The 14,622-nt window shown below is 66.1% G+C and carries 10 protein-coding genes and 1 pseudogene; 7 read left to right on the top strand and 4 right to left on the bottom strand.

Annotated elements, in window-relative coordinates; all coding sequences use genetic code 11:
* Nucleotides 1-164: 164 nt before the first annotated feature.
* From OD750_RS19020 to OD750_RS19030, 3 genes are all read left to right on the top strand, one after another.
* A complete protein-coding gene (locus tag OD750_RS19020; protein WP_263542145.1) occupies nt 165-5,228 on the top strand; it encodes a DNA repair ATPase in 5,064 nt (1,687 codons plus the stop codon).
* Nucleotides 5,229-5,653: 425 nt separating this feature from the next.
* Nucleotides 5,654-6,043 carry a MarR family winged helix-turn-helix transcriptional regulator gene (locus tag OD750_RS19025; RefSeq protein WP_272842051.1) on the top strand — a complete coding sequence of 130 codons (390 nt, stop codon included), beginning with the start codon at nt 5,654-5,656 and terminating at the stop codon, nt 6,041-6,043.
* Nucleotides 6,044-6,046: 3 nt separating this feature from the next.
* Nucleotides 6,047-6,862 (top strand): NAD-dependent epimerase/dehydratase family protein, encoded by an 816-nt coding sequence (locus OD750_RS19030; protein ID WP_272842052.1) that lies wholly within the window; start codon nt 6,047-6,049, stop codon nt 6,860-6,862.
* Nucleotides 6,863-7,010: 148 nt separating this feature from the next.
* On the opposite strand, the gene OD750_RS19035 is transcribed toward OD750_RS19030, so the two are convergent.
* Nucleotides 7,011-7,640, bottom strand: coding sequence for a TetR/AcrR family transcriptional regulator (locus OD750_RS19035; RefSeq protein ID WP_263542141.1), 630 nt, complete (start codon nt 7,638-7,640; stop codon nt 7,011-7,013).
* An 86-nt stretch (nt 7,641-7,726) separates the two neighbouring features.
* Here OD750_RS19035 and OD750_RS19040 point away from each other — a divergent pair, with 86 nt between their 5' ends.
* Nucleotides 7,727-8,710: an oxidoreductase gene (locus OD750_RS19040; protein ID WP_263542140.1), complete on the top strand. Its 984-nt coding sequence runs from the start codon at nt 7,727-7,729 to the stop codon at nt 8,708-8,710.
* A gap of 106 nt (nt 8,711-8,816) precedes the next feature.
* Here the strand turns inward: OD750_RS19040 and OD750_RS19045 are convergent, their stop codons facing one another.
* From OD750_RS19045 to OD750_RS19060, 3 genes and pseudogenes are all read right to left on the bottom strand, one after another.
* The gene (locus OD750_RS19045; RefSeq protein ID WP_263542139.1) at nt 8,817-9,269 is read right to left on the bottom strand and encodes an Hsp20/alpha crystallin family protein; all 453 of its coding nucleotides are present in this window, start codon (nt 9,267-9,269) and stop codon (nt 8,817-8,819) included.
* Nucleotides 9,270-9,449: 180 nt separating this feature from the next.
* A pseudogene (locus tag OD750_RS19055) lies at nt 9,450-10,231 on the bottom strand (SDR family oxidoreductase).
* Nucleotides 10,228-10,554, bottom strand: a complete 327-nt coding sequence (locus OD750_RS19060; RefSeq protein ID WP_263542136.1) for a nuclear transport factor 2 family protein — start codon at nt 10,552-10,554, stop codon at nt 10,228-10,230. Before OD750_RS19060 ends, OD750_RS19055 begins: the two are co-directional and overlap by 4 nt.
* 100 nt (nt 10,555-10,654) lie before the next feature.
* Here OD750_RS19060 and OD750_RS19065 point away from each other — a divergent pair, with 100 nt between their 5' ends.
* The 3 genes from OD750_RS19065 to OD750_RS19075 all read left to right on the top strand — a co-directional run bounded on the left by OD750_RS19065 (nt 10,655) and on the right by OD750_RS19075 (nt 14,230).
* Complete coding sequence (locus OD750_RS19065) at nt 10,655-11,590, top strand: LysR family transcriptional regulator (protein WP_272842053.1); 936 nt, start codon at nt 10,655-10,657, stop codon at nt 11,588-11,590.
* Nucleotides 11,591-11,677: 87 nt separating this feature from the next.
* Nucleotides 11,678-11,953, top strand: a complete 276-nt coding sequence (locus OD750_RS27530; RefSeq protein ID WP_425508242.1) for a hypothetical protein — start codon at nt 11,678-11,680, stop codon at nt 11,951-11,953.
* 303 nt (nt 11,954-12,256) lie between these two features.
* Nucleotides 12,257-14,230 (top strand): DUF7933 domain-containing protein, encoded by a 1,974-nt coding sequence (locus OD750_RS19075; RefSeq protein WP_263542133.1) that lies wholly within the window; start codon nt 12,257-12,259, stop codon nt 14,228-14,230.
* Nucleotides 14,231-14,622 lie beyond the last annotated feature (392 nt).

Below are 14,622 nucleotides of genomic sequence, written 5' to 3' on the forward strand. Positions count from 1 at the left end.
GCGACTCCCTCTCCCCCGCGCTCGCGCGGGGGAGAGGGGTGGGGTGAGGGGGCGACGCGGCGATATGCGTCGATGCGTATTTGTCGCCGCCCCCTCACCCAACCCTCTCCCCCAAGCGAGCTTGGGGGAGAGGGCTTTCCCCGGCCGCGATGGAACGTTTCGCCATGACCGAATCCGCCACCTTCGACCTCCTGCGCAAGCGCCTCGTCGGCGCCGCCGCCACCCTGCGCGACAAGTCCGCGGCGTTGAACCGCGCGCGGCTCGCCGCGTTCGGCCGCGTCGAATCGAAACTGATCGGCCGCCTCGCCGCGCGCACCGAACACAACTGCGTCGCGCGCGACATCGTGCGCGTCGGCGACGATCTCGTGTTCGGCTACAACGTCTTCATCGGCCTGAAGAAAGAGACGCAGACGAGCGACGTGTTCTGCCTCTACCGGCTGATCGAAAACGCCGACGGCTACGATCTCGAGCCGCGCGCGCTCGCCGGCAGCTTTCTCGACGATCCGCGGTTCGTCGCCGATTTTCGGGAATTGTTCACCTATTACAAATCGACGACGCTCGACCAGCTGCGCGTCGTCGGTGAACGCCTGCTGCTGATCTTCCGCACCGGCACGCAGATCGGCGACAAGCGCGTGTTCCGCTTCGCACTCGGCACCGACGGATCGGTGCACTACCTCGACAATCGCGGCGAGCGCGACAACGTCCAGCTGCCGTCGCACGATTTCGAATGGACGCCGATCACGCGCGAGAACTTCGTCATCGGACGCCACCCGCACGCGAACGTGCTCGATACCGTATTCGTCGAAACGATCGGCGGCGATCTCACGATCAAGGTCGAGAACAACACCGAGTCGGGCCTGGGCATCCTGTCCGAACCCGTCGACGACAAGAACCAGGCTCTCGGCGACGCCGAGATGGCCTACGCCGATCTCGGGCAACTGATACTTTTGCGCATCCGGCCGTACCGCGAAACCGTCGTGCGGCACTACGTGTACAACAAGCGCCTGAAGTCGGCGCTGCGCATCGACGAAATCGGCGCGTCGTGCATGCAGCTGCCGGAAGACCACGGCATCGTGTTTCCCGGCGGCTACTATCTCGAATCGGGCGATCACAAGCGCTTCACCGATCTCGGTCACGATTTTTCCGACTTCCGCATCAAGCGCCAGATCCGCGCGCCGAGCGGCGAAGACGTGCTGTATGTGTTCTATCAACCGGCGGGCGGCATCTACGCGCTGCTGACGTACAACCTCATCGACCGCGTGATCGGCGCGCCGCTCGTCGGCAACGGCTACGGCCGATTCGTCGACGGGCGCATTCTGCTCATCACGCCCGAATCGCCCGACGAGGCGTCGCGCCTGCACACGATGCAGCTGTGGCGCACGCCGTTCGCGTTCGACGAATACGCGAGCGCGCAGCCGCGCGTCGCGGGCCTCATCGGGCGGCTCGGCAACGCGACGATCGTGCGCGCGCTCGCCGAGCTGCGCGAACTCGAACGCCTCGCCGAAGACACCGGCAGCCGCGGCGCGTACGAGCGCCTGCTGCGCGTCGCCGCGCGCTGCGGCGACGCATACCCGTGGCTCGCCGAAGCCGAAGCCGGCGGGATCGGCGCCGATGTCGCGACGCTCGCGCGCAGCGGTCGCGAGGCGCTCGCCGCGTACGAAACGCTCGAGCGCGCGCAGGCCGACGCGCGCGCGCAGGTGAAGACGGCCGACAAGGCCGCGAGCGAGCTGTTGTCGCGCGTCGCCGCGTTCCTGTGGCAGAAGCCCGACGATTTCACCGAAGCGATCCGCACGTTGAAGCGCCAGCGCGGCGAGCTGATGCAGATTGCCGAACGCCCGCACGTCGACGCGACCGCCGTCGCCGCGATCGACGCGCGCCTGCGCGAAGAACTCGACCGCATCGGCACGCGCGCGGTGAAGTTCTTCGCCGAACCGGCCGCGTTCGAGCCGCTGCGCAAGGGCCTGACCGAGGCGAACGCCGCGGTCGAACAGGCCAAGACGAGCGCGGCGCTCGCGCCGGTCGGCGAATCGCTCGACAAGCTCGCCGAATCGCTCGACGGCCTGACCGAACTCATCGCCGGTTTCGAACACGCCGACGCGCAGCAGCGCGCGGAACTCCTGGGCGCCACCTCGTCGCTGTATGCCGACGTCAACCGCATCCGCGCCGCGTTGCGCACGCGCCGCGAAGCGCTGGTCGAAGCCGAGCAGGGTCTCGAATTCGGCGCGCAGCTGACGGTGCTCGAACAGTCGCTCGTCAATCTCGTCGGCCGTTGCGACACGCCCGAATCCGCCGACGCGGGCCTCGCGCAGATGCTCAGCCAGATCGAACAGCTCGAAGCGCGTTTCGGCGAACAGCCGGCGTTCGTCGTCGAGCTGACCGCGCGGCGCGAAGGCGCGCTCGACGCGTTCGCGGCGCGCCGCGAACAGCTCGCCGCGCAGCGCGACAAACGTGCGCAGGGCCTGAAGGACGCCGTCGCGCGCGTGCTCGACGGCGTGCCGCGGCGCCTTGCGAAAATCACGGCCGCCGACGAGCTGCATGCGTTCTTCGCCGGCGACGGCCTCGTCGAACGCGCGCAGCGGCAGATCGACGAATTGCGCGGGCTCGGCCAGGCCGTGGCGGCCGACGAACTCGCATCGCGTCTCAAATCGCTGAAAGAAGCCGGCCTGCGCGACCTGCGCGACCGCACCGAACTCGGCGCGAGCGGCGAAAGCCTCGCGCTCGGCGCGCAACGCTTCACGATCGAACGGCGCGCGCTCGATCTCGCGCTGACGCACGATGCGCGCGGGCTCGCCGTGCAACTGACCGGCACCGACTACCGGCGCGAACTCGACGAACCCGATGCCGAACGCTTTCGCGCGGTGTGGGGGCAGACGCTGCCGAGCGAGAGCGATGCGGTGTATCGCGCCGAATTCCTCGCGTGGCGCCTGTGGCGCGAGATCGAGAACGGCGACGCGACGCTGCGCGCCGCGGTGCGCGCGGCCGAGCCCGAGGCGCTCGCCGAGCGCGTCGCGACGGCGGCGCAGCGGCAGCCGGTCGAAGACTATCAGCGCGGCGTGCACGACGCCGACGCCACGGCGATCCTGCGCGCACTCGCGCAACTCGCGGCCGGTGCCGGCGAACTGCGCGTGCCCGCCGCGGCGCGCGTGCTGGCGCAGGCGCACTATGCGGCGTTGGATACGAAGGAACAAAGCGCATTGCGCGCGCATGCGGCCGGTCTGCACTGGTTTCTCGCGCGCGGCGACGCCGTGCCGCTGCCGCCGTCGTGGCTCGCCGCGCTCGCCGCGAGCGCGCAGCGTATCGGCGTCGGCGCGAGCGCGATCGAGCACGAAGCCGCGGCGCGGCATCTCGTCGCGAGCCTCGGCGGCGACACGGCGCACTTCGCCGCCGCCGGCGAAGCGCTCGATCTCGCGCACCGCGTGCAGGCCGAACTGCCGCGCGGCGCGCTCGCGGCGCTGAGTTCGGCGCTGCCGGCGGCCGAACGTCTCGCGCTCGCGTCGCAGTGGTGCGTGCGCGTCGGTGCGGCGCGTCCGGCGCTCGCGCTCGAAGCCGCGGCGATCCTCGCGTGGCCGGACCTGCCGCGCGAACGCGTCAACGCCGATCTCGTCGCCACCGTGACGGGCCTGCGCGGCGCGCACGCGCGCGTGAACGACGGCAAGCTCGTCGTCGACCTGCCGGAATTCGCCGCAAGGCTCGATGCGTACATGCAAGGCACCGCGCGCGACTGGCACGACTTCGCCGCGTACCGCCACGCGCTGGCCCAGCGCGAACGCGAACGGCTGGGGCTCGCGCGCTTCGAGGCGAAACCGATGGCGGGCTTCGTGCGCAACCGCCTGATCGACGAGGTGTACCTGCCGCTCGTCGGCAACAATCTCGCCAAGCAGATCGGCAGCGTCGGCGACCGACGCAGCGACCGCTCGGGCATGCTGCTCCTGATCTCGCCGCCGGGCTACGGCAAGACGACGCTGATGGAATACGTCGCCGACCGCCTCGGCATGATCTTCGTGCGCGTGAACGGCCCGACGCTCGGCCACGACGTCGTTTCGCTCGATCCGTCGCAGACGCCGCAGCGCGGCGCGGCCGAGGAGCTCGTCAAGCTCAACCTCGGCCTCGCGATGGGCGTCAACGTGATGCTGTATCTCGACGACATCCAGCACCTGTCGCCGGAATTTCTGCAGAAATTCATTTCGCTCGCCGACGGCACGCGCCGCGTCGACGCGGTGATCGACGGCCAGGCGCGCACGCTCGACCTGCGCGGCAAGCGCTTCGCGCTCGTCATGGCGGGCAACCCGTACACCGAAAGCGGAGAGACGTTCCGCATTCCGGACATGCTCGCGAACCGCGCCGACGTCTACAACCTCGGCGACGTGCTGAGCGGGCGCGAAGCGCTGTTCGCCGACAGCTACATCGAAAACGCGCTGACCGCGAACGCCGCGAGCGCGCCGCTGGCCGAACGTCCGCGCGAGGAACTGCTCGCGGTGCTGCGCGCCGCGCGCGGCGACGACGATGCGCTGCCGCCGCAGGTGCCGGGCGGCGCGCAGGCGATCGAAGTCGTCAAACGGCTCGTCGCCGTGCGCGACGTGCTGATGCGCGTCAACGCAGCCTACGTCGCGAGCGCGGCGCAGGACGACGCGTACCGCACCGAGCCGCCGTTCAAGCTGCAGGGCAGCTACCGCAACATGGGCAAGCTCGCCGCGCAGGTGAGCCCGCTCATGAGCGACGCCGAACTCGACGCGCTGGTTCGCGACCACTATCGCGGCGAAGCGCAGACGCTCGGCGCGCGCGCGGAAGAAAACCTGCTGCGGCTCGCGCAGCTGATCGGTCAGCCGGACGCGCAGGAGACCGCGCGCTGGAACGCACTGTGCGACGACTTCAAGCGGCTTGCCAAGCAAGGCGGCAAGGATGCCGACGGCGCGACGCGCGCGGCGCAGATGCTCGCGGAAATCGCGGTGCAGATCGAAAAGCAGGGCGAACACGGCGCGGCGCTGACGCGCTCGCTCGGGGCGCTCACGGAAATCCGCGCGGCGCTCGAACGCGACCAGAACCTGACCGCGCCGCCGGCGCTCAACGACGCGCTCGCGCGGCTGGCGGCGGCGTACGAGAACACGATGGTGCCGCTCGTGTCGGCGCTGCATCACAAGACGACGCTCGATCACGATATCTGGGAGCAGGTGCGCGCTCTGCGGACTGGCGTGGATGCTTTGATGAAGAGGATCGGGCAGGGGAAGTAGCTCGGGGAAGCGGTTCTTGCTCTGCTCTTCGCTCGTCATCCCAGCGAACGCCGGGCTCCGGTTCTTGCGCGTCGCTTTGTAGTTTTCGCCTGATCTTAAACCGGGCGTTTCGCTCGCTGCCGCGAGCGCGCAGAGAGGGACTGCTTGTCCAATCCCTCTCCGCACTTTCCAGTTGCGCCTTGTTGCGTATTACTCGCCGGTTCGATATCGAATCACGCTCGCTGAATCGACACGAGTGCGGGCGCTTCGAATCCGTCTGCGAAAGCGCAGTCTCCGGCAGACCGACCCCGCGATCGGGCGCGTCGATCCGGACGCGGGTATGCAGAGGAATTTGACAATTTGTCTTGTGCCTAACAATATTGTCAGATGGCTAACAAAAAAGCAAACCTCACAGCTCTGTCGGCGCTTGGGCGAAGCGGTGTTACATGGCTGGCCGTGCCGCCATGGAAGCTGTGCTCCGTCCGTATGAGCTCGGAACGACGCAATGGTACGTGCTGTACCAGCTCGCTCACTGCGGCCCGACCATGCAGCGCGACCTGGTGAAGGCACTCCAGGTCGAACGTGCGACCTTGAGCGCGATCATCGGCGTGCTCGTTCGCAAGGGACTCGTCGAACAGGTGCCCGATCGTGTTGACCAAAGGCAGAAGCTACTGCGCATGACAGCGGCGGGCGCCAGGCTCTGGAAAGAACTGCCTGATCTGGCCGTCATTCACGACGTGGCATTCAAGGGCATGGACGACACGGCCATCGCCAATGCCATCCGCGTGCTCCAGACCGCGACCGAGCGACTTGAAAAATTCATAGACAGGAGCTGACACATGACAATCTTGATGACCGGCGTAACCGGGCTGGTAGGAGCCAGGCTTCTTCCTCGCCTCGTCGAAGGGGGCTTGGATTGCCGGGCACTCGTGCGCGGCGGGAAACAGGTTCCTGCCGGCGTCATGCCGGTGGCGGGCGATCTCTTTGATCCCTCGACGCTCGCGCAGGCGGTGGAGGGCGTCTCGGACGTCATCCATCTTGCGGCGGTTTTTCGAAGCCGGGACACCGATCTCATCTGGAAGAGCAATCTGGAAGGGACGCGCAACCTCATCGCCGCGATGAAGGCCCATGCGCCAAAGGCTCGTTTCATCATCGCGAGCACCAGCAACGTCTACGACATGGACAGCCCGCACCCTGGGCGCGAGAACGATCCGGTCGACCCAAAACCTGCTTATCCGGCCAGCAAGGTCGCGGCCGAGAAGGCGTTGCAGGATAGTGGGCTCAACTGGGCCGTGCTCCGCCTTCCCTTCGTTTACGGTGACGGGGACGGCCATCTCGAGGACCTGCCCAAGCATGCGATTGCCGGCAAGTGGCACCCCGCAAAGAGGATGAGCACCATCCACCATCGCGACATCGCCACAGCCATCCACCTTGCATTGGACGGCGCATTCGACGGCCGCATCGTCAACCTTTCCGACGAGGCGCCGACGTCGATTTACGAACTGGCCGGGTTGGTCGGGGAAACTCTGGAACCATCGTCCGAACCGCTGGAGAACCCGTGGCACCTCCATGTCGATGGCTCGCTCGCACGTAGCCTCGGCTTTCAGCCCCGCGTGAGAACCGTCTACCAAGCAGTTCAAGAGAAGCTGATGTGATATGCCGCAGCGTTCAATGGATGGCCCGTGACATTGCAGCGCATGTATTCGTGTGCTGCCGTACAAGCGCTTAGCGGCGGGTGGCTCGATATGGCGAGCGGCTCGAAATGAGGAGTTCTCCTCCGCCTCATGCCGTTGCAATGCGCAGTCAAAGCTCCGCTCGAAGACTCTCGAACGCATCGTGCAGGAACTGGGCCGCTGGCTTGCGCTTCCCCGTCTGCTCTCTCCAGGCTTGGAGCGCCAGCCTCATCGCACCCATGGATACCATCGCCACCATCCGAAGTGCCGTCTGCCGTTCGGGCTGTCGCCACACCTCACGCAGCGCGACAAAGAGCGCCTGTTCCTGCTTCGCGTAGAACGCCTGCTTGCGTGCGAGCAGCGATTCGCTCGACAACATGAGGTTGTCGATGGCTGTCATCTCTTCGGTCGTATGGCGAGCAATGCGCTTGACCATCACATCCCGGACGGCGTCCAGCGGCGGCACGTCGGGCGACGTCTTGAGCAGTTCGGCGATCAGCTCGGCCGAATCGGCTTCCATCCCGAACAGGATGATCTCGTCCTTCGACTTGAAGTACGAGAAGAAGGTGCGGCGGGAGATATCCGCCGCTGCCGCGATCGCTTCAAGCGTCGTGCCGTCGTAGCCGTCGGCAAGGAACAGGCGCAGCGCGACCTCGGCGATGCGCTGCCGGGTTTCACGTTGTTTTCGTTCCCGCAAGCCTTCCGATGGGGGAGCGCCTGCGGCATTCAAATTTCCTGGCATCGCGACGGCCTGTTGCAAATATGCACTCGGTGCAATAATAATTGCATCGAGTGCACAAATAGGTGCACCCAGTGTGCCCCCTCGTCTTCCTTCCGGCAAGAACCATGACCCATTGGACAGCTTTCGACATTCCCTCCCAACGTGGCCGTACGGCTGTCGTCACGGGCACCGGCGGGCTGGGGTTCCAGGATGCGCTGGCGCTGGCCCGCGCGGGTGCGCGCGTGATCATTGCCGGGCGAAACCCCTCCAAGGGGGCAGCGGCCGTGAACCGGATCCGCGAGGAAATTCCCGGCGCGGACGTGACGTTCGGCCTGCTGGATCTGGCCAGCCTCGATTCCGTCCGATCCTTTGCCGAGCGCCTGCGCAGTTCGCATGACAGCCTGGATCTGTTGATCAACAACGCGGCGGTGATGACGCCGCCCCGGCGCCAGTCGACTGCCGATGGGTTCGAATTGCAGCTCGGCACGAATTACTTGGGTCACTTTGTCTTGACCGCACAGATCATGCCCCTGCTGCGCAAGAGCAAGCAGGCACGTGTCGTCACCCTGTCGAGCCTCGCCGCCCGCAACGGCGCGATCGACTTTGACGATCTGCAAGCTCAGCGTGGCTATCGGCCGATGCAGGCGTATGGCCAATCGAAACTCGCTTGCCTGATGTTTGCCTTGGAGCTGCAGCGCCGTAGTGATGCGGCCGGCTGGGGAATCCTGAGCATCGCAGCCCATCCCGGTATTTCGCGAACCGATCTGCTGCCCAATGGGGCCGGTCCACGAAGTGTCGCGGGCATCCTTCGTCGCTACATGTGGTTCCTGTTCCAACCCGCGGAGCAGGGCGCGTTGCCGACGCTCTTCGCTGCGACTGCGCCCCAGGCGCGCGGCGGCGCCTACTACGGCCCGGACAGGCTCGGCGAAATGCGCGGCTACCCGACCACTGCCGTGATCCCTCCGCAGGCACTCGACACAACCGTCGCGGCGCGCCTGTGGACGACCTCCGAGGAGCTGACCGGCACGGTCTTCCCCAGGGGCCAAGGCGCACGGGCTGATTCAATGGACAGGTATCTGCGCAGCGCCAGTCAACGCGTTTCCGAATAAATGCACCAAGCACAGGATGAGGCTCGACGGAGCGTGCTTGTGATCGCCGAAACTGCCGCAGCGGCGTACCGCTGCGGCAGCATTTGGGCATGCGTGTTCACGCATCTCACTGCGTCTGGATAGCGATGCGTCGCGGTGCAGACTCGGGGCGTTTGGGAATCGAAATTTCAAGAACACCGAGCTTGCCGCTCGCGCTGATACCGGCGGGGTCTGCGCTGTCCGGCAGCGCAAAGCGTCGATAGAAGACGCCGTGCGAACGTTCGACGCGCGTGAACTTGCCGTCTTCCTTCGCGATTTGGATCTTGCGCTCGCCGCGGATCGAGAGAACGCCGCGGTCCATTTGGATTTCGATCTCGTTCGGGTCCACTCCCGGCACGTCGGCGGCCAGAACGAACCGATGATCTTCCTCCCGGATATCGACGCGCGGCGCCCACTGGCTCGTGACCACGTCGGACTGGTCCGCATCGTCCGTTCGCAGAAAGCGGTTCATCATGTTCTTGAATTCGTCCTGGAACGTGACGGTGTTACCCGACCAGGGTTGAAAACGCAGCGTATTCATGGGTTTCCTCCTGACGAAATCGTGCCGTGTGGCACCGTGGAGTCGCGAAAATATTTCCACGCTCCGTGGTTTCAAGGGCATGCTTCCTTACCGTTCAGTCGAAAAAATAGACCGCTTATCGCCAGGCGGGGCGGACGGCCTGCTCGCCGCCCGGGAGGCGACCCGGAGCGCGCTTGCAGGCTACAGGGTGGGAACGGTGCCGCCGTCGATCCGATACTCGGACCCTGCGATCGAAGCGGATCTCGGGGACGCCAGGAAGGCGATCAAATCGGCAACTTCTTGTGGTTTGGCGGGTCGGCCCACTGGGATTCCCCCAGCCAATCCATGACGATTTTCTTGCCGCCCTCGTAGTCCGTTCCGGCCCGTGCAGCCGTCCGTTCCGCAAACGCTACGGAAGCCTCGGTCTCGATCCAGCCCGGCGCAACGCTCAGCACGCGAACTCCCTTTGGCGTTACTTCCCTTGCCAGCGACTTGCTGTACGTAGTGAGGGCGCCCTTGGCTGCGGCGTAAGCGGTAGTGGACTCGGGCAAGGGCAGCACGCGCTGGATGGAGCTGACGTGGATGATGACACCAGAGCCTTGAGCCAGCATCGATGGCAGCAGTGCGCGATCTAGTCGTACGGGGGGCATCAGGTTCAGGTTCAACTCGGCGAACCAGTGCTCATCGCTGATCGCAGCGAAACCGCCGCCGGGAGTCCTTGAGCCGCCGAGCACGTTGATCAAGATGTCGACACCGCCCCATTCCCGCAGGACGGTTTGCGCAAGATGACTCGTGCCTTCCGCCGTCGACAGGTCGGCAGGTATGTAGGCGACCCCCTCCACCGGGTGCGCTGGCACGGTGCGCGCGGACGTCGCTACCCGAGCGCCGGCCTCCGCAAGGGTTTTCACGACTGCAGCGCCCAGGCCCAGCGTGCCGCCGGTGACCACGGCCCGCAGGCCATTTAAGTGAAGGTCGAAGCTCATGCCGTGATCTCCAGGCTTGCGATCAGGCCGCGCTCAAGGCGAAAGCGATAGGACAGAACGATCGGGCTGCCAGGGAAGTTGCCGGTAACGTTGGCGCGGACGAGTTGGAAGCCGTCTTCCCGCTCAATGGCGAACGGCACGCTCGTCGCGCCGTACTTGGCCGATGCTTCGGCCATGAAGGCCTTGATGGCGTCGATGCCCGTGCAGGTGTGACCGTCGTCCTTCATGACGGCTTGCGCCGTGAAGCAATTCGCCAAGGCTTCATGGTCGTGTTCGGCCGCGAAGTAAGCGGCAATTGGCTCAGGAAGGGTCAAGGTGTTCATGTCGTTGGCTCCATGGGCAGTGAAGGCCTCAGGATGCGTGCCGGCGTGAATTTAGTGAATATCCTAGAATCAGGATGGGTTGTGTAGAAAGGAATGCATAATGCGCGGATCCGACTTCGCTGAGCTGAAGGCCTTCGTAGCCGTTGTGGAGCGCCGGAGCTTTGCCCGAGCTGCGGAGCATCTGGGCCTATCGCCTTCGGCACTCAGCCAGACTATCCGGCAGCTCGAAGGCCGCATCGGCGCACGTCTTCTGAATCGCACGACTCGAAGCGTCGCGCCGTCGGCCAGTGGCGAGCTGCTCTACAGACGCATAGCTCCGTTGTTTCGGGAGATGGCTGTTGCGGTCGCTGAGGCCAGTGAGGCAACAGGACAGATGAGCGGCACGCTCCGCATCAACACGCTAGGGATCGCCGCAAGAACCATCATTGCGCCCCGGCTTTCGCGTTTCCATCAAACATACCCTGACGTGGTTCTCGACATCGTGGTCGACGACGCGCTGGCGGATATCGTCGTTGGCCGCTTTGACGCGGGCATCCGCGTGGGGGGGCAGCTCGAGAAAGACATGGTGGCCGTCCGCCTCACGCCGGACCTGAATATGATTGCCGTGGCGTCCCCCGACTATCTCGCGCGTCGGGGAACGCCCAAATCACCTGCCGAGTTGCATGACCATGCATGCATCAACTGGCGGCTCCGGATGGACGGCAGGCACTATCACTGGGAATTCAGTAAACGAGGGCAACGGCTCGAAATAGCGGTGGACGGCCCTGTCGTCACCAATCACGCTGACATCGGCATTGCTGCTGCGCTGAACGGGCTCGGCATTGCCTATCACTTTGAGCGGGATGGGGTGGGTGAGCTTTTGGCCCAGGGACGGCTGGTCCAGGTCCTCGCAGACTGGTCGATTTCGCGGCCGGGGCTGTTCCTCTACTATCCGAGCGCGCAGCATCGACCGGCCCTCCTCGGTGCATTCATCGACTGTCTGCTGGATAGAAAACCGTTCGACAAGCAACCAGCCGCTACGCGAACCGTGATATGAGGGCACCTCGAACAACCCCTTCGCGACAGCGCGAGCTCGCCGAAGCGACGATTCGTGAGACCCCGCAGAGTGCGGCTACGTAGATCGTTGCCGCTCACTCGCCGCATCGCGGCGGCGGCGGTGCCTCACGCAGGCACGATCCCGCGGTGGCGTAATCACCTTCAACGCGATCATCATCCGCGCTCGCGCCAGACCGATCGTGCGGATGCACTTGCGGCCCATCTGCGCCAAGCGCGCAAACGGGTGCTCGCCGAACGCGCGGCGGCACGCAAAGCGTCGGTTGCGACGCTGCTGGGCCTGGCTCAGCGGTTGATCCGCCTGGCCCTTGCGCTGGGTGCGATCTCGATAGCCCGCTTCACGTAGCGCCGGTTGGCCAAGCCGCTTTCCGGCAGGCGCGCCGCGTGGCTGCGGGAAGCACATCCACGGTTCGCGCGTCCCGAAAATCCCCACGAATCGCCCGGTTGCCGTCCGGTTAGCGTGCGGTTAGACGATCGAAACCCGCCTGCAACCGTTCCGAATGGACAACCCGTTCCGCCAGCGCGGTTAATGAAACGGTGTCGTGCAGCGTCGCCGGAGCGGCTGCTGTTCCGCGCATCAATCCAATGTCCGCCCGAGGGGGGCTGCATGCCGATGAGATTCAACCGGGGAACAACGAGAACCGGCGCGATGTGCGCGCTCGCACTGCTGGCGACGGCGGCAAGCCCTGCCGCGCTGGCGGGAACGGCCGCCATTTCGCTCGACAATACGCAGATCGTCGAATACTGGTACTGGGCCAGCGGCGTCGTCGTCAGCGGCAGCGGTTTCGCGGCGACCTCGAACGTCACCGTCACCGGCACCGACCCGAACGGGGCGACCCGGCAGTTCGCCGCCGCCACCGACGCGAACGGCGCGTTCAGCGTCCGCGTGAACGCGTTGAAGATCCATTCCGTGCTCGGCCAGCACGTGATCTCCGTGGCCGATTCGCAGAACAACGCCGCCCAGGCGCCGCTGTCCGTCATCCGCAACCCCGACGAGATATTGGACGTGGCGGCCGGATCGGCCGAGCTGCCGATCTCGCAGTTCGGCGCGTCGGGCGTGCAGATCCACATCGGCGGCCTGACGCCGAACGGCCGCGTGCGCATCAACCTCGGCGACCCGGCCGACAACATCGGCGAACTGATGACCACCACGCAGCTCTTCGCCGACGCGAGAGGCGCGTTCGATTTCCAGCTCGATCCGAACACGCAGATCTGGGGCTTCGGCGTCGGCGCCATCGTCCCGGTGGAGGGCGTCTGGACATTGACCGCCCACGACGTGGCCGGCGGCAACTCCCATTTCGGCACCCTCAAGTTCCGCATGCTGCCGGACGATCCGAACCCGAACGCCTATTGCAGCGTGGGCATGTCGCAGTCGGTCGAGCCGATCACCTACGTCGGGTTCGCCGGCATCGACCGTGCTTCGCCGGCCGATTCGACCGACGGCTACGAAGACTTCACGAGCGTGCACGGCCAGGTGACGACCGGCCGCACCTATCCGATCCGCCTGAGGGGCAAGGCCGACTTCGCGTCCGACGCGAACACCTACACCGTGTTCGTCGACTGGAACCGCGACGGCATCCTCGATGCGGCCGACGAGATTCACAGCGCCGGCTATCTCATCGGTTCGACCGGCAGCGACGGCATGGAAGCGGTGCACGACATCACGGTGCCCGGCAGCGCGGCAGGCGGGCCGACGCGCATGCGCGTGCTCAAGGTGTATTCGCCGTCCTCGTTCGCGTTCTACTGGCCGAGCGGCGCGTGCGGCAGCTACCGTTGGGGACAAGTGGAGGATTACACGCTCGACGTCGTGAGCGAGGACGCGATCTTCGCGAACGGCTTCGACGCGGCGGCGCAGAACGCGCCCACGCTCGCCAAATCGTTCGCGACGGCGAGCGTCGCGACGAACACGCCGACGCGACTGACGATCACGCTCGCGAACACCAACGCGACGCCGGCCACGCTGACGGCCGACCTGACCGACGCGTTCCCGAGCGGCATGGTGTCGGCGGCGAGCGCATCGACCACGTGCACCGGCGGACCGGGCATCGCGCAGACCGGTACGTCGGTCACGTTGCGCGCCGGTGCCGTCATTCCGGCGTCGGGTTCGTGCGCGATCAACGTCGACGTCGCGGCGCAAACGGCCGGCACGCTCACCAACACGATTCCGGCGGGCGGACTCGCGACCGACGCCGGCAGCAACGCCGCCGCCGCCAGCGCGACGTTGACCGCCATCGCGCCGGTGGTCGCGCCGACGCTCGCCAAGGCGTTCCCGGCGTCGACGGTGCCGACGAACACGCCGACGCGCCTGACGATCACGCTGTCCAACAGCAACGCGACGCCGGTCACGCTGACGGCCGACCTGGTCGATGCGTTCCCGAGCGGCATGGTGTCGGCGGCGAACGCGTCGACCACCTGCACCGGCAGCCTGGGCCAGACCGGCACGTCGGTCACCTTGCGCAGCGGTGCGATCATTCCGGCGCTGGGCTCGTGCGCGGTCAACGTCGATGTCGCGGCGCAGGTCGCAGGACAGCTCGTCAACACGATTCCGGCGGGCGGACTCGTTACCGATGCCGGCAGCAATGCCAGTGCGGCCAGTGCGGCGTTGACCGTTACTACACCGTAGCGAAGTAGCTCTAGTCCCCGCGCCGCATTGCGGTGCGGGGACGAATTTTTCTTTGTAGCTTTTGCCTGGCGTTGAACAAAGCGTTCCGCTCGCTGCCGCGAGCGGGCAGGGAGAGATTGCTTGCCCAATCCCTCCCTGCACCCTCCAAGGGCACCCCGACGGCCGCGGTTTGCGGGCATCCATGCCCGCAAACTTCGCGAGATCGCTCCGGGGTTCGTTGAAGGACCATCCATGGCCCTGCAACGAACTCGCGCGCATCCTGCGCGCGACCCTGCGGGCTGATCCTCCGCGATCTCGCCGCGACCGACGGGGCCCCGGGTAAGGCGGGCGGCTTCCTGCCGCCAGAAGCAACGGCAACGGCCAAAGCGCGGCATTTCTACAATGCCGTCATA

This window comes from Tahibacter soli, from assembly GCF_025717065.2.
GTDB classification, from domain to species: domain Bacteria; phylum Pseudomonadota; class Gammaproteobacteria; order Xanthomonadales; family Rhodanobacteraceae; genus Tahibacter; species Tahibacter soli.